Consider the following 20,892-nt stretch of genomic DNA (forward strand, 5'->3'; position numbering starts at 1 on the left):
AAAATTGGATGTGAGGGAGTCCAAGGGACTCCCTTCTTTAGTGAGAATTAATATTTTTCAATGTGGTGCGTGTCAATTTGTTTATGGGTTAAAAACGAGCATCAATACATGGAAGGTCTTTTCTGTAGGCAATTATTAATATTGTTTTGAAACGCTTTCTAAAAGCGTCATAACTTATATTAAATGACTCATCATATTCATCTTTACCTGCTATGTATGTTTCTTTGCGGTTTTTCATTTTTTTATAAGTAGTTACGATTCCATTTTTTCCTAACATGTCTTGTAAGTTTTGAAAGCAATCCCAGCATAATTTGTTTAGTCCATCTGATGTAAGCTCTGCTTGTTTATCTGGAAGAAGCAAAGGCAAAATCTGTTGAATTACTGCTATATTGATCGCATTTCCCGTATATTGGATTGGCTCAAGGGCATTAAAAGTAGGTGCCGATTTTTTAAGTTTAATTGGTTCAGCTTTATCCTGTTTAGGGCGGGAGTGCTGAATGTCTTTAAAATTAGCATTAATAAGTGACGATACTACCTCTGGAGGCATTTCATAGCTAAGCTTATCAACACTCGTTACCCCAAAAACAATATCCGATTCTTGGAAATATTTAGGTTTTAATTCGTGAATGATTCCATCTTCATGGAGAGCTTCTATCAGTTGGCTGGTTAATGTGTGTTGAAGCGAATTTAAAGTTAAATCTTTAAAATCAATGTCAGCAAAGCGGTCGTAATTTTTTTGACAAATTGCAATAATCCATGCCAAATTTATCGATTGAATTGGGTTTTTAATTTTATCTATAACTATTTTAATCGGGTGCTCAGTACAAGTTTCTAGAAGTAAAGCCAATACTTGGTCAATTCGTTTTAAGATGTTCGCTTGTCGGACATGTGGGAGCATATTTGGTTGACCCTGATGATTCGGTTGTATGGCAGACGATTCGAGTTTTTGTGAAGGGTAATGGTTTATCAAGCAGTCTTTTAGCATGGGTATGGCTTGAATAAGCTCTAGTAATAACTTTTTTCGGATAGTGTAATTCCAGGCGGTTCTACCATTGAAGTCATAATAAATATCGTGACCTTCAATGCCCTTTTCTAGTAGCATTTTATCAAGCAGTTGTTTTTTTTCAGACGGGGTTAAGTTAGGGTTGGGATTTCCGTCATTGCAGGATAATCCATTATTTGAATTTAAGTCGATAAGATATACTTTTTCAAATAGAAGTTTATTAACGGCTCTTGCCTCTTCATGCAGTTTAGTCCCATCCCATAATATCTCAGTTCTACTTTTGAATAATAGTGGTACGGCTAGTAACCAAGAGGCGACACCTAACTGTATAATTTCAGGCAGTTTTGAAGGGTCAAGTTTTAAATCGGCATCCGCATATTCCAAATGTTTTGCGCTTATGTTGTCTCTGAATTTTTGTTTAGCTTCCTCAAATTTTGTACTCGCAGATATTTCCTGTATAAACACCAGTATGGCTCCATCAAAGCAATATCATCACTTGAATGTGCCAAGCAGAAGAGGTGATGAAACCCTTGATTCTCCTCGCGAAGGATAGCTTGGCGTGAGCATTATACAGGGCTGATTAAGCTCAGCAAGATGATTTTATTTCTTTTTTGCCTGTGTTTTCTTTAGGGACTCTACTTGTTTCAATTCCTTTTCGGCTTCAATAAAGTGTTCTTCAACTTTGGTGGGTTGAGTAAGCGCGTTTTGGCGAAATTTTTCATATTCCTCATGTGCTTTTTTTAATGCTTTGTTATGAGTTATTTTCCCTGAGTGGGTTAGGAGATCCCGATCAGAAACTCTAAGGAAATCATCTAATTTTTTAATCCAGTCATTCATCGTCATTGGCTTGTGGCTCAGTGCTTGCATTTCTGCGAACTCTAAATACATGGTCACAATCCGATTGAGAATATCAAGCTCTTGTTCATTCAGATAATTTTTGGCAACTTCGGCTTCATTCTTACGAATCGTTGCGCCAATCCAGCTAGTCATGCCCATATTGGGTTTGGTAGCGTCAGCGCGTTGATGAATAATTTCTGCTGCGGTGTGACCATGTGCTGCCCAATGCATTTTATTTTGGATGATTTTAAAAAAATTCCGGGATGTTTCTGCGCTGCCATCATAATCAATACTGGTTGCGTAAATGTCTAATACCTTACGCCAAAATACTTTCTCTGAGGAACGGATATCTCGAATACGGGCAAGTAATTCGTCAAAGTAATTACCACCACCTGCGTTTTTAAGTCGTTCATCATCCATAGTAAAGCCTTTAATGATGTATTCACGTAAGCGTTGGGTTGCCCATATACGAAACTGTGTACCGCGAAGGCTATTCACTCGATAACCGACAGAGATAATGGCATCTAGGTTATAATATTCAATGACCCGCTCTATTGGCCTGTTGCCTTCATTTTGAACTGTTGCAAATTTTGCAACAGTTGAATTTTTATCCAATTCGCTGGTTTCATAAATATTTTTTAAATGACGGCTAATACCTGATTTATCAACACCAAATAACTCAGCCATTTGATTGATGGTTAACCACACAGTTTCATTTTGCATTCGGGTTTCAATACGAATATTCCCATCTGTTGTTTGGTAGAGTAAAAACTGTGTATCTGTAGGTTGGATTTCTTGAGTCATACTTCATCCTTATTATTAATTTTTTAGTAATCCAAAAGGGGGGTGACAATTTGCCCCCTCCCTTTACTATTTTAACAATGTATAAATTCAATCTGTGACAATATGTCACGGGTTAAATATTTATCTTATGAACATTTACTTAATGTAATGGGTATTACATTTTCTTGTAATAAGCACTCAAGATAGTCACTCCATCTAGTTAATGCCTCTTTGCGTTGGTGAAGCATGTCATTTCTGTTATAAGTCGCCATGATTTTGGGCATCTTATGCCCTAAACATTTTTCAATGACCACTGGATCAATGTGTAGAGTTTCACCAAGCTGGGTACAAAAACTTCGTCTTAGATCGTGTGCTGTCCAGTGAGGAATGCCAACACGCTCTTGAATACGATTAATAGCTCGGGATAGTGCTTTGGGGCTTAAAGGTTCATTTGCTTTGGCAGACAATATAAATTCAGAATCTGATACAGATTGAAGTTCCTGAAACATTGTCTTTACGGGTTTCGTTAAATGAATCCGCATGATTTCTTCTTGTTTGGTATGTTCTTTAGGTATTGTCCAAAGGGAGTTTTGATAATCAATTTCAGACCAAGTAGCTAGCCTGAGTTCACCGGATCGTATTCCGGTATGTAGGATTATTTTTATGGCGAGTTTGGTGTGTAAGGACATACGATTATTATTGCTATCTAAAAATAATAACAGAGTCTTAATTTCGCTCGTGGTTAAATATCGATCTCTTGGCTTTTCGATTCCCCCAATATCACGTGCTTGTAAAAGCATGGCTGGATTTTCGGTCATTGCGCCACGTCTAACCCCATAGCTAAAGGCTTGTTTTAATGCGGCAAGTACTTTATTGGCATGAACAGGGGAGCCTCTTGTTACTATTTTATCAAGGGCACTTGTGACTAAGGCATGAGAGAGTTTGGTTAATTCAATGTCACCTAGTAAAGGCAGTATGTCAGCATCGATGAGCTGCTTAATTTGCTGTGGTTGTTTCCGTTCTTTTTCAATATAACCAGAGTACCAAGCCAGTACTAGCTTTTTTACGGTGTTACTCTCTTTTTCTTTATCCTGTTGAATCAGTTCTTTTGGGTTTTGTCCTTCGCGGCGTAATTCACTGAGTTCAATAAATCGTTTTTTGGCACTAGCCAAGCTCATGGCTGGATAATGTCCTAGTGTTATTCTGTCAGTTTTGTCAGCTATCTTATAACGATAAATCCAAGATTTTATACCGTTGGTGGTGACTCGAATACCAAAGCCACCACCCTCGTATTCTTCATAACGGCTTGCTTTAGGTTTCATGCCTTTAATGTAGGTATCAGTAAAATTGCCCATTACAGCCTCATCAGGTTGGGGTACACTTCGGGGTACACTTAAATTAGTGCTTACATGAAGTTTGTTGAAAGTAGTTGAATGTGATGATAGGGTTAAAGGCAATATATATCAAGGGTGTTGAGGAGTATTTGAAGCCATTTGATATCTCTTGAAATAGTTAATAGATAGCATGGGGTGCTAGTGGTCGAAGGTTCAAATCCTTCCGTCCCGACCAAGCCCAGTAAGGGTTTTATTAAATCTACTTCCCCTCATAAATATTATTGGCTACACTTCTGGCTACACTTTTAAACTTTTTGGCTCTTTCGGCTCTTTCCCATTTAAGGGGGCAGCTTTAATCATCCGCAGAGCACCTTAACACGCACTCTATAATTTTCAAAATTCCTAAACCCATACGCCCTTCGTTGTATTAGTTTCATCTTTCGATGGAAGCCTTCAGTTATTCCATTTGATTTAGTAAATCGCCACATTCTAGCCACTTCATCTTTCCAAGTAGTCAACGTTTTACCTAGAGCAGCCAAAGCTTTAAAAGGACTTTGTTTTAAATCATTAAGCATCTCCAGAAAGATAGGTATCACTTCACGACACTTGTTTTGATTTAAAGCCTTGTTCATTAAAAGTTGATGAAGTTGCTGTTGAAATTGATAAATAGCGTCTATGGCTGGATTTTGGGCCAAGAAGGCGTCCCGTTTTTTTTGTTTATCAGGAGTGAGGCGGTCTGCTCTTGTTCTTAATAGTGCGAGGATGCCCCGATTATTTTTGACCTGATGAGAGAGTTCTCGATAGGTCATCATGCACTGATGCTGCATTAGACGTATGACATGAAACCTATCGGCCACTATAAGCGCATTAGGAAAATACTTTTTTACCAGTGACCGATAAGTACTGCTTAAATCCATACAAATGACCTTAACTTTTTCTTTGCCGGGCAATTGATTTAAGTAGGCTGATAAGTCCTGTTCACTACGTCCAAGAACGACATCAAAGATTTTATGTTTCCTTAGGTCACATAAAGTAGTAGCAAACCCCTCTTTTTTACTAAAGAAATGTTCATCGATACCTAATACTTGCGGACAAGGTCTATTGAGTAATTCTTGATGTTCGAGACGATAACGACGTTGGTACCAACGTTCTATGGTCGCTTTCCCTTTCTTATAATAGTTCGCCAAGTCTTTCTGAGATACGCCCTTAGTATGGCTATGAAATACTTCTCCTTGTAACCGCTCAGTTGACCTTTGGTGTTTGGCTATTCCGGGAAATTGCTGGTTTCCGTAGCGTTTACAAACATTACAATACAGCTTATAAGCTTTAAATCGCAATAAAGTTCTTCTATGACCGATTAACTCATGATGTACTTCTCTTATCTTGCTGGATTTCTTCCTTACCTCTTTGCTTTTACAATGGGAACAGCGGGCTTTTCGTTGATACACCACATCTAGTATTAATGGGTGATAACCACTCACTTTTACTATGGCAAACCCAGGTAAATTTAGGATAAGATTATATCCAGGCACTTTAATCTCCTTTTTGACCGTCAAATCAATAGGTTAGTTTAGACTAATACGATTAAAGTGCCCCCTTAATTGGTGTAGAGCCATTTTGGGCCAAGAAGGCGTCCCGTTTTTTTTGTTTATCAGGAGTGAGGCGGTCTGCTCTTGTTCTTAATAGTGCGAGGATGCCCCGATTATTTTTGACCTGATGAGAGAGTTCTCGATAGGTCATCATGCACTGATGCTGCATTAGACGTATGACATGAAACCTATCGGCCACTATAAGCGCATTAGGAAAATACTTTTTTACCAGTGACCGATAAGTACTGCTTAAATCCATACAAATGACCTTAACTTTTTCTTTGCCGGGCAATTGATTTAAGTAGGCTGATAAGTCCTGTTCACTACGTCCAAGAACGACATCAAAGATTTTATGTTTCCTTAGGTCACATAAAGTAGTAGCAAACCCCTCTTTTTTACTAAAGAAATGTTCATCGATACCTAATACTTGCGGACAAGGTCTATTGAGTAATTCTTGATGTTCGAGACGATAACGACGTTGGTACCAACGTTCTATGGTCGCTTTCCCTTTCTTATAATAGTTCGCCAAGTCTTTCTGAGATACGCCCTTAGTATGGCTATGAAATACTTCTCCTTGTAACCGCTCAGTTGACCTTTGGTGTTTGGCTATTCCGGGAAATTGCTGGTTTCCGTAGCGTTTACAAACATTACAATACAGCTTATAAGCTTTAAATCGCAATAAAGTTCTTCTATGACCGATTAACTCATGATGTACTTCTCTTATCTTGCTGGATTTCTTCCTTACCTCTTTGCTTTTACAATGGGAACAGCGGGCTTTTCGTTGATACACCACATCTAGTATTAATGGGTGATAACCACTCACTTTTACTATGGCAAACCCAGGTAAATTTAGGATAAGATTATATCCAGGCACTTTAATCTCCTTTTTGACCGTCAAATCAATAGGTTAGTTTAGACTAATACGATTAAAGTGCCCCCTTAATTGGTGTAGAGCCAAAATAACTCATCATTAAATATTGAGAGTTAAATGACCTATAATTCATAAGTGATAGACTTTTAAACAACAAATAATTGGGATAGCAAACTTAATACAATGTCTCGTGCTTACTATGCTTCTGACATCGAACAATTTATCAAAGATTCCCCAAGTTACATTCTTGGCGAGTTATCTACCTTCCATTCCTTTTCTCTTGATGAGTTACAGCGTAACGCTTGGCTAAAACAGATCGAGATCTGTAAAACCATTGGATCAGCCTTAGCGAGTTCCTATATTGTATTTGAATTCTCTATTCCAAGAATGGGAAAAAGAGTGGATGTTATCCTTCTTCACAAAGGAATCATCTTTGTTTTAGAGTTTAAAGTAGGGGAGAAACAATATACAAACAACGCGTTAACCCAAGCACTTGATTATGCTTTAGACTTGAAAAATTTTCACGAGCAAAGCCATTTTCGCTACATAGTACCAATTCTAGTGGCAACTGAGGCGCCGAATTTCTATAACAATATAGATGTATACGATGACAGAGTATATTCTCCGCTTAAGGCAAATAAGGAAAATCTTCTTGCAATTATAAATGATGTTACTAGGTCGATATCAGCTGCTAATCTTGTTTCAGAAATATGGATGGACTCAGTATATAAACCAACACCAACAATTATTGAAGCTGCACAGGCGCTCTATAAAGGGCATAGTGTTTCAGAAATATCCCGTTCAGATTCCGGTGCTATTAATCTTAGTCTCACGTCTAAAGCAATTTCAGAGATAATTGATAGTTCCAAGCTCAACAATCGTAAATCGATTTGTTTTATTACTGGGGTTCCTGGCGCTGGAAAAACTCTTGCTGGCCTTAACATTGCAAATGAAAGACATGATATTGATGCTGGTGAACATGCGGTATTTTTATCAGGAAATGGACCATTAGTTGCTGTACTTCAAGAGGCACTTGCGCGCAATGAAGTTGCAGACGGGAAAAGAACTAAAACTAAAATATCTAAAAAGGAAGCGCAGTCTAAAACCAAGGCATTTATACAGAATATTCGTATCCTGTCAGAATCGCCGGGTAAGTGTCTGCCACTGAGTCCGGATTAATCCGAGCCGCGCGCGTCAGCAAGCGGAATTCTTTAAAAATATTCAAAATACCTATTGACACGGTTTTTCTGTAAAACTGATGTTTTTCCATATCAAACGTAAGTCATGCAATATGCATGCCCTAAGATCCCCAAGATCACAATGTAGCCCCTTTCACTAATAAAACATCTCCCTCCTGAGGTCAGATTTTTTCTTAGCCCTTAGTGGCGTTAAAACTCGAAAAATGCGTTCAAAAAAAGTCATGTTATGATTGCCGTATCAGCATTAGTAACGCAGTGGTAGATGATGAAACGCCAAGAAATCAAACAAGTTTTAGATGAGTTAACAAAAGATATCGATAGTCTTGCCGACAAAAAGGCCGTGACTATCATTAAGGTATTGGTTAATTTGGTCGAAATGCTTGCCGAAGAAAATGCTTTGCTCAGAGAGGAAAACCAAGTATTACGTGATGAGATAAACCGCCTTAAGGGTGAACAGGGCAAACCTAATATTCGCGGTCAATCCAAAGGTAGCAATGGCGATAATACAGGCAATTCCAATCATTCATCTGAAGGAGATCGCAATAAACGTGGTAAAGGGAACAATAAAAACACAGGCAAAGACAAAAAAAACGTACGTATTGATAGACGTGTTACGATTGCTCTGGACAAAGCAACGCTGCCAGATGACGCCAAGTTCAAGGGTTTTGAGATTCGAATCATCCAGGATCTAAAAATCATCACGGATAATGTTGAATTCAAGCTGGAAACGTATTACTCACCATCTTTGAAAAAAACCTTTATTGCGCCGATTCCTGGCGAATATAAGGGCAGTGAATTTGGTCCTGGGGTTAAAGCGCTGGTCATCACATTATACCGTGATGCAGGGATGACGGAGAGCGCCATTGAGCGCTTTTTAAAAACATGTGGTATTCAAATATCACATGGTAAAATTGCTTCCATGCTGACAGAAGGCAATGATATTTTTCATCAGGAAAAAGAAGATATTGTCGATGCCGGTAGCAACGCAGGCTTGTACCAGCAGATGGATGACACAGGCAGTCGTGTTAACGGCAAAAATCACTACACCCATGTTTTATGTAATGACTTTTTTACAGCATACTTCACTCGTCGTAAAAAAGATCGCTTGACCTTATTGGAGTTGCTGTGTCGAGACCAATTAAAGTTTATGTTTAATCAGGAGGCTTATGAGTTAATGGATGAGTTTGGTCTCGCAAAAAAATGGTTGGATCAAATTAAACCAATGCTGCATGCACAACCCCTCACACGTGAATCAATCGATAGTTTGATGGGAACACTTTTTCCAAATCCAAAAAAACACAGCACGAATCGACGCATAATTCTTGAGTCAGCAGCTCTTGCCTATTATCAGCACTCGAAATACTTCATCCATTATTTAATGACAGATGATGCGCCTCAGTTTAATAAATTGGCCCTACATCATGCGCTGTGCTGGATCCATGAAGGTCGTCATTATAAAAAACTCACTCCATTCTCAGATATGAATCAGAATATATTGGCTGTATTTCTTGAGCAATTATGGGATTTCTACCATGCATTATTGACTTACAAGACGGCTCCATCTCAATCAATGGCCCAACAACTATCAATGCAATTTGATACTTTGTTCGCAACCACGACAGGCTATGATGTTTTAGATCAACGCATTGCAAAGACACGTGCTAAAAAACAAGCGTTATTATTGGTGTTAGACCATCCATTTCTGCCATTGCACAACAATGCCTCTGAATTAGGGACACGGTTTCAAGCAAGGATACGCGACATCAATCTCCAAACGGTCTCCCAAAATGGCACCAAATCAAAGGATACGTTTGCCACGATTGTACAGACGGCCAGAAAACTGAAAGTTAACGTTTATCAGTATATTTACGATAGGGTGACTAAAAAATTTGAAATGCCATCATTGGCTGAATTAATCTTACTTAAAGTGCGGCAGGTTCCATGCACCACATAAGCATCTCGAGATAATTCCGCTTGCTGACGCGCGCGGCTCGGATTAGTCCGGGCTCAGTGGCAGACACTTACCCGGCGATTCTGACAGGATACCATGCTTTTGTTTTTCTACTTTTGCTAAGGTAAACAAAATGGATGGGAGCCCGTCTTGACTTTTTCTTTTCAGATCTCTTTAATTTTTTTGATTCTCAATTGCATAGGAATGAGGTGATATTAGTTGGGAAAATGACAAGTGTTCCTCTAAGACCACTTCTTTACTGATAAACTGCATTAGCTTCCTGTTGGAGGGGGGCATGTATTCTGGTTAAATTGACTTTGTGGGATACTTATAAGCATCTAGGTTGTTTTAATTAGTTTTGTGTATTATCAAGCCATATTTTTTGACCCAACCAACTTGCAGGATAAGGCCAATAAGAGGTTGATGGATTAAGTTGAGCTAGCTGTTCTTGTAAACCATCCATAATCTGTGCAAAAAGACTCTCATCAGGATTAATTTGCTGAAATTGCTCCCAAGCTTCTTTTTTATAGTTGGGTAGGGGGTAGTATTGCCAGAATTGATCGAATTTTTGGTATAGATCATTTAGATTGCTGCTGGGCTTAGCTTTGAAAGATGATTTTGATAAATAGGCTGGTTTTCCGGTTTTCATTGATTTCAGATTTTCTGGTTGTATTGGTTGGTTCTGCTCTACTTGGTTTGATGGACTTTTTCCAGATTGAGATTTATTTTCAATGTCTACAGGCTCATGTGGGTTAGCTAGAAGACATTTCACAATGAGGTTTTTGGATGTTGAGCAAATTTCTATGATGTCTTGGCGTGCCAGAGATTTAATGACGCGTTTCATTTGCTGGTGGCTAGGGCAGCCTGTTTTTACGCCTTTGATGGGGGCGACATAAAGTGTTTCTCTCAGTGACTGGTAACTGATTTTTCGTTTGATGCCGACCATGAAGGTCTTTCTGTCCATGTAGGGGCGGATGCCCATGAGATAGACCACTCTTTGCATGAGAGGGATTTCTCTGAGTGCGTCCAGTTCGTATGTGGTGACGAATAAGAAATCCATTTTTTCTCCTCTTTTAACCCTGTAATTTTTATTTCAATTGATATCAAACGCTATCAATCAATGATATTTAGATAACCAAGATGCATTAAGCTTGATTGATTTTAGGAAATTGGTGGAGAGTGTCAATAGGGAAAATGAGCTTGATAGTAAATGATATTAAATGAACCTTATTTTTTTTATTATTTGAATGTATCGTAGTAGCCAGCTTGTTTTTGTTTAAAATAGTTTCAATTTTTATGCTTCGCGCGCATAAACATACACATAAAAGATCTGGAGTTATGAGGTGGGTCGGCCTTGAGAGTTTCCATGTGTTGGGTTTTATGATTTGGTTTGTCTTTTCTCTTTGTTGGTATTGGTTCGTGCTATGTCGGGTTTGTGTCGGGTTGATGTGTCGGGTTAAGGTCGGCCTTGTTTTGGTCGGATTTATGCTCATTGATTTGGGGAGTTAAAAAAATTGTGGTGAAATTTTAGTTTAATGGTCATCTATTGATGATGTTTATTTAAATCGGGGTGTTTGTCAAAGGTTTTTTCCACTTGTTACTGATTGAATATATATGAAGCTATTTTCAAACTGTGACAAATTGTCACGGTTTAGTTTAATCAAAATCAGACAAAGTCTGACCATTTATTTAAATTTGGTAAGGTTATGTCTGATTTTGATTAGATCCGGGGTGAGTCGTTATGCACAGAGATTTAATCGAATTGGCTTGGGATTTTTGCGTTCAGCATTCACAAATACTTTGCTTTTTTTAAAATTTGAATAGAAATTCTCTTGTTCGGCTTGGGTCTTAGTCTGTGTCTGTTCAATAATGTAAATTCGTAACACTTGCTCGGTATTTTCATTCATGTTGGTTATATCATTACCGCACTTTTCCCACTTACGGACTGCGGTATGTGATTCATGAACCACTGTTTTACCAAATTCTCGCAGAGGCATAGAAAAATAAGAGCGAATGAATTTAACTTGATTGCCAGTTAATCTTTCTTCTTGAAGGACTAATTTTTTTATTACCTCATCGGCAATGTATTGGACATCAATTTTTGGAAGCCATTCATCATTGAATTTAATCATTTCTACATTTTCTAACTCGATAGGAAAACCAAGTCCTTCATATAGGACGTTAGGTTTTACTTTAGTTTTCATGATGTTTTCCTTGCTCACATTGCTCATAGTAATAATAGGCATCACAATTTTTTTTGTAAACTTAGTTTACATTTATATACTGGACTGAATCCAGCGGTTCCCGCTACCAGTTTCTCCCCACCGATAGGTAATAGAATATTCCCTATCTATTCCTCATGGGCAGCAACAAGCAATTCACAAATCATCTGATTGCAAAACAAGCACTAATCGTTATCAAAACTCAAAAACTCATTTAAAACCAAAACAATAGCCGTGTTCAAAAATAAGATGCTATGAGGTATTAATGGGATTAAGTTTGATTTTCTCCTGCCCATGAATAATTGCGTTAAATAAATCATTCCAATTATCAACAAAATATTCACTGAATAGGCGTTTCATTTTATCCCAGAGACCAATTTTTGATTGGCGCATTTTTAGTGCTTTTTGGAACATATTACAACAAAGCTCCTGAACCTGATCAACAAAGAAAGCGAGCATCATCAATAAGGCTAGCATGGTCGAGAGATTTTTATATCCATGTCCAAAATTATGACCAAAGTGGTAGTTTAGGTTTTTGAGTGTATTAAATATGGGATTTTCTATTTTCCAGTTCGCACGTCCTCCTCGCATAATGTCATAAGCATTGTTATTGGTAATCGTTATGTCAGTGACCCAGCTAAAATGTTGCTTGCCACCCTTTTTATTTGTTTCCCAGTACTCCATGAAATTTACTTTAAAATCATAATGGCTTGTATTGAGTGGTGCGCCATTAATATAACGGTAACTGTGCGTCACCCCGTCTTCTGTTTTGTGCTCATAAGTAATACACTCATGTTCGTTGAGCCATTTAAATAGTGCTTTGTGATCCCCTTCTTTAGCACCCGTTATGAACTGCATATCCAGGTTTTTAAGCTCATTGAGGTGAGGGTAATTTGAAGCCAAGCTGTCTTCAACGACAATGACTTTTAAGTGTGGGTGTTCTCGTTTCAAATCCCTATATAACCGTTTGGAAGCGTTGCGTTCACAGTCGTTTTTAGTATCGCCATCTTCTTTCATGATAAGTTCTGGTACAAATGGAATAACCACTTTTTTATCCGGGTGAACTATGGCTGCGCAATACATATTGTGGTAATACGAGACCTTCTCGTCAGGAAATCGAGCATAATGATAGGATTTGATGGCCAGCTCTATTTCCGCCTTAACTTCTTTTGATAATTCCTTATACATTTTTTTATCATGCAGCAATGTAGGCAAACTATCGATATCTTTAATTGGAATCAAAGTAATTTTTTTGTGGTCATCTATATACCATAATGCAAAATATGTTCGTAGTGGATTAGCTAAAATATAACTACGTGCTTTCAGAGATAGGTCGGTAATAGATTGCTTTGTGGTTAAAACTACAGATAATTTGTGATCATGCTTAATACAACATTGGTCGCAATGAATTACATTGGATGCAAAAAATCCAGTTCCATCCCCAGCCAGTAAATAACGACCGTTTAGGTAACGATAAGATTCCAGGGATTTCCCTCTTTGAAGAAAGGCAAATAACCGCTTATAGACTTTACGCAGAGTAGATGGGGCTCCTTCATCCAATCGCTCGCGCATGTACGTATCACTAGGGATCTGTTCAATGCCATAAAGAGTTCCTAAATTATGTTGAACTTGGGGATCCAGTCGGTGACTCCTATCAAATTGGAGTAATGAAGGGTACTTGAGATTAAACATCGCAAAGGCAGACATCAAACAATCCGTCAACGAAATAACATTTTTCCCTGGCGCAGCATCACGGGGAGATTTGATTTTCTGAAACTCTTTACGAACTACAGTGATCAACCCAACTGCAGACAAAAATTTTCTTATTGGTAACATCTTTGGACATTCTATCATTCAGTTTTAAATTAAAGATAAAATAGCAAAAAAGTTTACGAAATAAAATAGTTGGGATGCAGTACTGGCGCACTGTTGAGTAGGTTACGGGAACTGCTGGACTGAATCTAACTTTATTCTTTTAATCGAAAGGGAGGTGGCAATTTGCCCTTATCCTTTGAACTTATAAGTATTAAGTGATTATCTATCGAACAGTTTCCAAAATGGAAATAGTTGCTTGGATCAGTTTTTTCCATTTTGGAAATAACTGATGTCCATGGCTTTATTTTTTGCTCGGTAAGGTTTTTTTATTAGGTAAGAAATTATCTTTGCTTACGACCTTTTTGCCAGTTTTCTCTTCAAGTTCTAAACGTGCCTTTTTAGCTATGCCACCACCTTGTTTACTGGCCTTCTGATTTTCAGTCATTCCTGTGGCATTTGTAGCCTCCGCAATTTGTCTAGTGGATAGCTCAGCAAGTGCTGTAAAGATTAGCTCTGCTTCACTCATATGATCTCGTAGGTTCTGGGATTTTAGTCCTTTTGCCTGTTTGTGTTCTTTTACACTCATCCCTGTCCATTCTTGATGAATGATGTTGGTCAAGATTGCAAATTCATTAGGTTCGTGAATGTCGTGTTCTTTCCAATAATCCGTGAGCTTATTGCGGGTTTCCTGACCCGTCATGCGCTGTTGTATCCATTTTTCACTGTAGCCATGTTGTTTCCATGTTTCTCTGGCTCTATCAAGTGCTTGAGAGGGGTCGGACATTTCTTGCATGCGTTCGTAGCCGACTTTTGCTAACCATAATTTAATGGGTTCAGCTTTCGGGCTTGGGATTGATTGAATGAGACGTAGCAATGTTTCGGCATTTGCAACGTCGGTGAGATATTTTTTGCCATCAGCTGCTTCCAATTTCAGTCGGTGACATTTTGTCACCGACTCACTACCCTCTTTGACTAGGCGCTCTTTTAGTTTATTCCAATACTTTCTCGCTGTTTGATATTCAGGTTGTTGTATCAAAGCCTGAACTACATCGACAACTGAAAAAAACCATATTCCAGTTTCTTCATCATATAAGCGTCTAATGTGATATTGCTCAAAATTGGCTGGGTTACTTTCCATATAAATTCCTTATTGTTCTGATATTCTTTTGGGTTGGATTATTACTACATTGTCCTGCTGCATATTTTCAATTAGCTCTGACCAGGCATTTAAAGCTTCTTTCCGTTGAGGCAGCATTTCATTTTTATTGTAAGTGGCCATGATCTTCGGCATTTTATGTCCTAGGCATTTCTCAATTACCACTGGATCAACATGCAACGCTTCACCAAGCTGAGTTGCAAAGGTGCGTCTTAAATCATGAGCTGTCCAATGCGGAATGCCGACTCGTGATTGTATTCGGATTACTGCTCTTGGCATAGCTCGGTCGGATAAAATACTTTGGCTGTCTGCACCTGTTATGACGTATTCAGAATCGCTGTGTGCTTGAAGTTCTCGTAATACTTTTTTGGTCAGTTCTGTTAGGTGGATTCTCATGACTATGTTTGTTTTGGTATTTTCGGCAGGGATCGTCCATAAGGAGTTATCAAAATCGAATTCTGACCATTTGGCTACTCGGATTTCTCCTGTTCTAACTCCTGTTAACAGGATGATCTTTAGGGCTGCTCTAATCTGGAAAGAGGTGCCGTGTTCTTCGCTATCGAGGAATTGCCAGAGGATTTTTACTTCATCAAGGGTTAAATAACGTTCTCTGGGCTTTTCTATACCGCCTATGTCTCTGGCTCGTATGGTCATGGCAGGATTTACTAGCATTTCACCTCTGCTTACTGCGTAGTTGAATGCTTGTTTTAGCGTACTTAAGACTTTATTGGCATGCACTGGTGAGCCACGGCCTACAATTTTATCCAGGGCTTGGGTGATTTCTCTTGTTTTTAAGTGTTCCAGTTTCTTATTGCCCAATAGGGGAATGATATCCACTTTGATGTGTTGCCATATTTGCAGCGGTTGGGCGCGGTGTTTTTCAATGTAATTGGTATACCAATGGAGTATCAGATTTTTTATTGTGCTTTGCTCTTTCTGTTTTTGTTCTGCAATCTGCTCTTTGGGGTTTACCTCGCCATGGCGTATGTCGCTTAAATCGATAAAGCGTTTTTTGGCTTCCGATAAACTCATAGCAGGGTAGTGGCCTATGGTGATGAAATGCCTTTGACCGTTGATTCTGTAACGATAAAGAAACGTCTTTAGCCCTTTGGGGGTTACACGAATACCAAAACCTCCATCTCTGAACTCTTCATAGCGAGAAGATCTTGGTTTTAGCGATCGAATATAGGCGTCTGTAAATTGTCTTTCCATCATTGCACCACTTAAAAATTAGGTGTACTTCTAGGTGTGCTTTCGTGAGTTCTCACATGAAATCGTTTGATATTTTTTGAAGTATAGCAGATGGTAAAAATTAATAAAATACAATAAGTTAATTATACTTTTTGATATCAATTGATACTGTTTGAAAACGGTATTTTTAAGAATGGGGTGCTAGTGGTCGAAGGTTCAAATCCTTCCGTCCCGACCAAGCCCAGTAAGGGTTATACGGAACAATCACCCTTCTCAAAATAATGGGGTCTTTCCCAATTACGGGGGCACTCATCAGTTAACCGCACAGCACCCTAACACGGGTTCTATAATTTTCAAAGTTACGAAAGCCATAAGCTCTTCTTTGTATCAACTTCATCTTTCTATGAAACCCTTCTGTAATGCCATTAGACTTCCTAAAACGCCACATACGTACTATCTCTTCTTTCCATTGGCAAAATGTTTTTCCGAGAGCTGCCAACGCTTTAAATGGACTACTTTTCAGGTCATCGAGCATATTTAAAAACTGAGGAATCTTTTTTTTACACCAATCCTTATTCATGGACTTGTGTAGGAGCAATGAATGAACTTGTTGCTGGAACTGATATATAGCGTTTATAGCCGGATTGTCTTCAAGAAATGCATCACGCTTAATCCTTCTTTGAGGAGTCAATCTATCAGGTCGTGTACGCAGTAAAGCTAATATACCTCGGTTACTTTTTACTTGGCTCGATAGCTCGCGGTAAGTCATCATACATTGATGTTGCAGCAAGCGAATGACATGAAAACGATCTGCCACTATTTTTGCATTGGGAAAATGTTTTTTAACAATGGAGCGGTACGTACTACTTAAATCCATACAGACTGGGTATTCCTGCCCATCGTGATCAGTCATTATCGCCCTACCGTGATCAGTGATTATCGCTTGATCGTGATCACCGATTATCGCCTGATCGTGATCACTTTTCCCAAAAAACAGGAATAGGTGATCACGATGCCACCACTCCATATGGGGCGTGGCTTTTGCAAGCATTAGCACCGGTTATACTAGTTAGTTTAATCGGAGAGTAAAAATGTCAGCAAAAGGAACATCTATGCGTAAATTGATTCAGATACTGCGTCTTCATTTTGAGTTAAAATTAAGCAGGCGCCAAATAGCAAACAGTCTTAGTGTATCGGTTGGTGTGGTTATCAAATACATCAATCGAGCCCTGGATAAAAATCTTTCATGGCCTCTTCCTGAGGGGATGGACGAGCCAGCTTTACTTGAAATTTTAAAGCCGAAAGCCGCTCATGCCAGCCTAAACAAGGCGCTAGACTTAATAGATTTCGCAAAAACTCACCAAGAATTAAGCCGAAAAGGCGTCACATTACAGTTGCTTTGGGATGAACATCAATCAGAACAAGAAGGCGCTTTAAGCTATTCTCGTTATTGTTACCACTATCGTGCTTATAAGCAAAGCCTAAAACGCTCGTTGCGTCAGACACATAAGGCGGGAGATAAGGTTTTTATTGATTACAGCGGTGTTACGTTCAGTATTATTGATCCTGAAACAAATGACATCAGGGCTGCTGAAATTTTCGTAGGTGTTTTGGGTGCCTCTAAGTATACGTTTGCTGAAGCCACATGGTCTCAGCAACTTCCTGACTTTTTGGGTTCTCAACGCCGGATGTTTGAGTTTTTTGGCGGTGTTCCAGCACTTGTTGTGCCAGATAATCTCCGTTCAGCCATCAGTAAATCATGTCGATATGAGCCTGATACGAATCCAACATACGCACACTTCATTGAGCATTATGGCACAGCTGTACTTCCAGCAAGGCCTTATCGTCCTCAAGACAAAGCATCTGTTGAATCAGGTGTTCAAGTTGCTCAACGTTGGATATTAGCCCGATTACGACATCAAACCTTTGTGGGTCTTAATGAACTCAATGCAGAGATTGCACGGCTATTAACCATAATGAACCAAAAACCATTTCAAAAACTACCTGGATGTCGCGAGTCAGTCTTCATGGAAATGGACAAACCTGTATTAAAACCGTTACCAGCAGATGCCTATTATTACAGGCAGTACAAAGCGTCTCGCGCAGGTATTGATTACCATGTTGTGCTTCAAGGGCATTATTACAGCGTGCCTCATAGGTACTGCGGCCAGCTCATTGATTTATGGTTTAACCAGCATACGGTTGAATGTTATTTTGAAGGAGAGCGCATAGCGATGCATCTGTATTCAAGCATACCAGGTAAACAATCCACGATTTCTCATCACATGCCCAAGAGGCACCGCATACACACCGAGCAATCAAAAGAGAGATATTTACGGTGGGCGAGCGAGATAGGTGCTTGCACACACATGGTCGTAAAAAGAATATTTGATGAAAAACCTCACCCCGAACAGGCTTACCGTTCCTGCCTTGGTATTTTGAAACTAGCGAAACGCTATGGAGAAATCCGTTTAGAGCAAGCCTGCTCCTATGGTGTACACCAGGGGGCATACAGCCGTAAAAGCGTGTTATCCATTCTAGAAAATAACCTTGACCAAGGAGCAAAAATTCATGCATCACGTGACGTGAACCTACATGGATTAACGCATGACAACATTAGGGGCTCTCAGTATTACCACTGAGTCTGTATCAACAATTTTTAATTAAAAAACAAGGAAAAAAATGAACAATGAATCCGTATTAGAACAAATGAGACAACTAAAAATGACGGGCATGCAGGAGGGCTTTCGTGAACAACAAAGCCAACCCAAACACGCCGACTTAAGCTTTGAAGAGAGGTTAAGTCTCTTGTTGGACCGCGAAATACTACGCAGAGACAATAATCGTGTGCAGAGTTTACAGCGGCGAGCAAAACTCAGGCAATCTGCAGCCATTGAAGATGTTTGTTATAAAAATAAGAGGGGTTTGGAAAAGGCAAAAGTGATGGCTCTTGCTAAATGTGACTTTGTTCGTCACCATCAAAATTTACTTATAACCGGACCTACCGGCTGCGGGAAAACATATCTTTCATGCGCTATCGGAAACCAAGCTTGCCGTCTAGGTTATAAAGTTCGCTATTTATTGTTAACGCGATTTTTAGAAGAAATGAGCATCTCACATGCCGATGGAAGCTATGCCAAGTTAATGACGCAATTACACAAGGATGATGTACTGATTCTTGATGACTTTGGATTAACAGCAATCAATGCAGCACAACGCCACGACTTGTTTAATCTTATTGAAGATCGGTATCAGCTAAAATCGACCATTATTACAAGCCAGTTTCCTGTGGCTAAATGGCATGAGTATTTAGGTGAGCCAACCATCGCCGATGCCATACTCGATCGCATCTCTGAAAATGCACATCGAATAGAACTCAACGGAGAGTCCATGAGAAAAAAAGAAATTGCTTCATCGTGATCACTTTGTAATAATCTCACCGCTTGTAAAAACAGCGCAGTAATAGGTGATCACGCTAGGCGATAATCGGTGATCACGTTCGCAGGAATACCCACAGACTACTTTAACGCGTTCCTTACCTACAAGGGATGCAAGATAACTGGAAAGGTCTGCTTCACTTCGTCCTTTAACGATATCAAAAATTTTATGCTTTTTGAGGTCACACAGTGTGGTTGCAAATCCCTGTTTTCGACTAAAGTGTTCATAAATGCCAAGCACCACGGGGCATGGTGTGTTCATTAGCTCTCTTGCTTGCTCCTGATAATGGCGATGATACCAACGTTCAATGGTGGCTTTTCCTTTCTTAAATTGTTGGGCAAGGTCTTTTTGAGAAATACCGCGTGTATGATCATGAAACACTGCAGCCTGTAAGCGCCAGGTTGAACGTTGATGTTTATTAATACCAGGAAATTGTTGATTACCATAACGCTTGCATGTATTGCAGTAAAGTTTATAAGCCTTGAAACGTAATAGACTGCGACGATGGCCAATTAGTTCATGCGACACTGTTCGAGTATAGGAGGCCTTCTTTCGCACCGCTTTACTCTGACAATGGGCACAGCGAGGTAACCGATGATAGGATATGTCTAATATAAGAGGTTGATATCCACTCACTTTTACTATGGAAAATCCAGGTAAATTTAAGATAAGATTATACTTGGGCAGCAGTTCCCGTAACCTACTCAACAGTGCGCCAGTACTGCATCCCAACTATTTTATTTCGTAAACTTTTTTGCTATTTTATCTTTAATTTAAAACTGAATGATAGAATGTCCAAAGATGTTACCAATAAGAAAATTTTTGTCTGCAGTTGGGTTGATCACTGTAGTTCGTAAAGAGTTTCAGAAAATCAAATCTCCCCGTGATGCTGCGCCAGGGAAAAATGTTATTTCGTTGACGGATTGTTTGATGTCTGCCTTTGCGATGTTTAATCTCAAGTACCCTTCATTACTCCAATTTGATAGGAGTCACCGACTGGATCCCCAAGTTCAACATAATTTAGGAACTCTTTATGGCATTGAACAGATCCCTAGTGATACGTACATGCGCGAGCGATTGGATGAAGGAGCCCCATCTACTCTGCGTAAAGTCTATAAGCGGTTATTTGCCTTTCTTCAAAGAGGGAAATCCCTGGAATCTTACGCTGCCAGCCAAGGAAGCGAGGAACGAGCGAGGCTGGTAGTCCCTGGTAGCCTTAGAGCCGGATGTTTTGCCGCAGGCAAAATATAAGGCATCCGAAAAGGCGTCAGTCATTGGGGTAGCGTTGTTTTTGAACCCCGAATGGGGTGAAAAAACAAGCGGACACAGGACGGCCAGGGCCGCCGGAGGCATACTTGTCGCGTTTGCGAGTCGATTTCAGCCATGGATGGCTAAAATCAATCACGAGCTTAGCGACACTATCGTCGTTACCTAAACGGTCGTTATTTACTGGCTGGGGATGGAACTGGATTTTTTGCATCCAATGTAATTCATTGCGACCAA

General features: G+C 39.4%; 15 protein-coding genes and 3 pseudogenes. 5 read left to right on the forward strand and 13 right to left on the reverse strand.

The window, feature by feature from the left end:
- Positions 1 to 88 precede the first annotated feature (88 nt).
- From HRS36_RS03435 to HRS36_RS03455, 5 genes and pseudogenes are all read right to left on the reverse strand, one after another.
- Positions 89 to 1,468, reverse strand: coding sequence for a hypothetical protein (locus tag HRS36_RS03435; RefSeq protein WP_173236255.1), 1,380 nt, complete (start codon positions 1,466 to 1,468; stop codon positions 89 to 91).
- Positions 1,469 to 1,603: 135 nt separating this feature from the next.
- Complete coding sequence (locus tag HRS36_RS03440) at positions 1,604 to 2,644, reverse strand: virulence RhuM family protein (protein ID WP_173236256.1); 1,041 nt, start codon at positions 2,642 to 2,644, stop codon at positions 1,604 to 1,606.
- A 125-nt stretch (positions 2,645 to 2,769) separates the two neighbouring features.
- Complete coding sequence (locus HRS36_RS03445; RefSeq protein WP_173236257.1) at positions 2,770 to 3,978, reverse strand: tyrosine-type recombinase/integrase; 1,209 nt, start codon at positions 3,976 to 3,978, stop codon at positions 2,770 to 2,772.
- Between the two features lie 335 nt (positions 3,979 to 4,313).
- Entirely contained in the window at positions 4,314 to 5,489 is a 1,176-nt protein-coding gene (locus HRS36_RS03450; protein WP_173236258.1) for an ISL3 family transposase, read from the reverse strand.
- 82 nt (positions 5,490 to 5,571) lie between these two features.
- Positions 5,572 to 6,420: pseudogene (locus HRS36_RS03455) on the reverse strand (ISL3 family transposase); the annotation flags it as partial.
- 180 nt (positions 6,421 to 6,600) lie between these two features.
- Here HRS36_RS03455 and HRS36_RS03460 point away from each other — a divergent pair.
- Together HRS36_RS03460 and HRS36_RS03465 are read left to right on the forward strand one after the other, a co-directional pair.
- The gene (locus HRS36_RS03460; protein ID WP_226905560.1) at positions 6,601 to 7,596 is read left to right on the forward strand and encodes a DNA/RNA helicase domain-containing protein; all 996 of its coding nucleotides are present in this window, start codon (positions 6,601 to 6,603) and stop codon (positions 7,594 to 7,596) included.
- 282 nt (positions 7,597 to 7,878) lie between these two features.
- Positions 7,879 to 9,570, forward strand: a complete 1,692-nt coding sequence (locus HRS36_RS03465) for an IS66 family transposase (RefSeq protein WP_173235423.1) — start codon at positions 7,879 to 7,881, stop codon at positions 9,568 to 9,570.
- Between the two features lie 349 nt (positions 9,571 to 9,919).
- Here the strand turns inward: HRS36_RS03465 and HRS36_RS03470 are convergent, their stop codons facing one another.
- The 6 genes and pseudogenes from HRS36_RS03470 to HRS36_RS03495 all read right to left on the reverse strand — a co-directional run.
- Positions 9,920 to 10,627 carry a Vir protein gene (locus tag HRS36_RS03470; protein WP_173236259.1) on the reverse strand — a complete coding sequence of 236 codons (708 nt, stop codon included), beginning with the start codon at positions 10,625 to 10,627 and terminating at the stop codon, positions 9,920 to 9,922.
- A gap of 679 nt (positions 10,628 to 11,306) precedes the next feature.
- Positions 11,307 to 11,771, reverse strand: a complete 465-nt coding sequence (locus HRS36_RS03475; protein WP_173236260.1) for a hypothetical protein — start codon at positions 11,769 to 11,771, stop codon at positions 11,307 to 11,309.
- Positions 11,772 to 12,041: 270 nt separating this feature from the next.
- Positions 12,042 to 13,625, reverse strand: coding sequence for a hypothetical protein (locus tag HRS36_RS03480; RefSeq protein WP_173235428.1), 1,584 nt, complete (start codon positions 13,623 to 13,625; stop codon positions 12,042 to 12,044).
- A 280-nt stretch (positions 13,626 to 13,905) separates the two neighbouring features.
- Entirely contained in the window at positions 13,906 to 14,742 is an 837-nt protein-coding gene (locus HRS36_RS03485) for a BRO-N domain-containing protein (protein ID WP_173236261.1), read from the reverse strand.
- A gap of 9 nt (positions 14,743 to 14,751) precedes the next feature.
- Positions 14,752 to 15,975, reverse strand: a complete 1,224-nt coding sequence (locus HRS36_RS03490) for a tyrosine-type recombinase/integrase (RefSeq protein WP_173236262.1) — start codon at positions 15,973 to 15,975, stop codon at positions 14,752 to 14,754.
- A 292-nt stretch (positions 15,976 to 16,267) separates the two neighbouring features.
- Positions 16,268 to 16,834, reverse strand: a pseudogene (locus HRS36_RS03495) (transposase); the annotation flags it as partial.
- A 208-nt stretch (positions 16,835 to 17,042) separates the two neighbouring features.
- On the opposite strand from HRS36_RS03495, the gene istA reads away from it, so the two are divergent.
- Together istA and istB are read left to right on the forward strand one after the other, a co-directional pair.
- Complete coding sequence (istA, locus tag HRS36_RS03500; protein WP_173236263.1) at positions 17,043 to 18,593, forward strand: IS21 family transposase; 1,551 nt, start codon at positions 17,043 to 17,045, stop codon at positions 18,591 to 18,593.
- 40 nt (positions 18,594 to 18,633) lie between these two features.
- The gene (gene istB, locus HRS36_RS03505; protein WP_173236264.1) at positions 18,634 to 19,371 is read left to right on the forward strand and encodes an IS21-like element helper ATPase IstB; all 738 of its coding nucleotides are present in this window, start codon (positions 18,634 to 18,636) and stop codon (positions 19,369 to 19,371) included.
- Positions 19,372 to 19,464: 93 nt separating this feature from the next.
- On the opposite strand, the pseudogene HRS36_RS03510 reads toward istB, so the two are convergent.
- Positions 19,465 to 20,076 (reverse strand): annotated as a pseudogene (locus HRS36_RS03510) (helix-turn-helix domain-containing protein); the annotation flags it as partial.
- Between the two features lie 114 nt (positions 20,077 to 20,190).
- Between HRS36_RS03510 and HRS36_RS03515 the strand changes: the two are divergent.
- Positions 20,191 to 20,640 (forward strand): hypothetical protein, encoded by a 450-nt coding sequence (locus HRS36_RS03515; RefSeq protein ID WP_173236265.1) that lies wholly within the window; start codon positions 20,191 to 20,193, stop codon positions 20,638 to 20,640.
- Between the two features lie 16 nt (positions 20,641 to 20,656).
- On the opposite strand, the gene HRS36_RS03520 is transcribed toward HRS36_RS03515, so the two are convergent.
- Positions 20,657 to 20,869 (reverse strand): hypothetical protein, encoded by a 213-nt coding sequence (locus tag HRS36_RS03520; protein WP_173236266.1) that lies wholly within the window; start codon positions 20,867 to 20,869, stop codon positions 20,657 to 20,659.
- Positions 20,870 to 20,892: the final 23 nt, after the last annotated feature.

The organism is Legionella antarctica (genome assembly GCF_011764505.1).
GTDB classification, from domain to species: domain Bacteria; phylum Pseudomonadota; class Gammaproteobacteria; order Legionellales; family Legionellaceae; genus Legionella; species Legionella antarctica.

Excerpts from the sequence above, each read along its gene's own strand:
- HRS36_RS03440 (WP_173236256.1), bottom strand. The coding sequence starts at position 2,644 with ATGACTCAAGAAATCCAACCTACAGATACACAGTTTTTACTCTACCAA.
- HRS36_RS03445 (WP_173236257.1), bottom strand. The coding sequence starts at position 3,978 with ATGGGCAATTTTACTGATACCTACATTAAAGGCATGAAACCTAAAGCA.
- HRS36_RS03460 (WP_226905560.1), top strand. The coding sequence starts at position 6,601 with ATGTCTCGTGCTTACTATGCTTCTGACATCGAACAATTTATCAAAGAT.
- HRS36_RS03465 (WP_173235423.1), top strand. The coding sequence starts at position 7,879 with ATGATGAAACGCCAAGAAATCAAACAAGTTTTAGATGAGTTAACAAAA.
- HRS36_RS03470 (WP_173236259.1), bottom strand. The coding sequence starts at position 10,627 with ATGGATTTCTTATTCGTCACCACATACGAACTGGACGCACTCAGAGAA.
- HRS36_RS03475 (WP_173236260.1), bottom strand. The coding sequence starts at position 11,771 with ATGAAAACTAAAGTAAAACCTAACGTCCTATATGAAGGACTTGGTTTT.
- HRS36_RS03480 (WP_173235428.1), bottom strand. The coding sequence starts at position 13,625 with ATGTTACCAATAAGAAAATTTTTGTCTGCAGTTGGGTTGATCACTGTA.
- HRS36_RS03485 (WP_173236261.1), bottom strand. The coding sequence starts at position 14,742 with ATGGAAAGTAACCCAGCCAATTTTGAGCAATATCACATTAGACGCTTA.
- HRS36_RS03490 (WP_173236262.1), bottom strand. The coding sequence starts at position 15,975 with ATGATGGAAAGACAATTTACAGACGCCTATATTCGATCGCTAAAACCA.
- istA (WP_173236263.1), top strand. The coding sequence starts at position 17,043 with ATGTCAGCAAAAGGAACATCTATGCGTAAATTGATTCAGATACTGCGT.
- istB (WP_173236264.1), top strand. The coding sequence starts at position 18,634 with ATGAACAATGAATCCGTATTAGAACAAATGAGACAACTAAAAATGACG.
- HRS36_RS03515 (WP_173236265.1), top strand. The coding sequence starts at position 20,191 with ATGTTACCAATAAGAAAATTTTTGTCTGCAGTTGGGTTGATCACTGTA.
- HRS36_RS03520 (WP_173236266.1), bottom strand. The coding sequence starts at position 20,869 with ATGCAAAAAATCCAGTTCCATCCCCAGCCAGTAAATAACGACCGTTTA.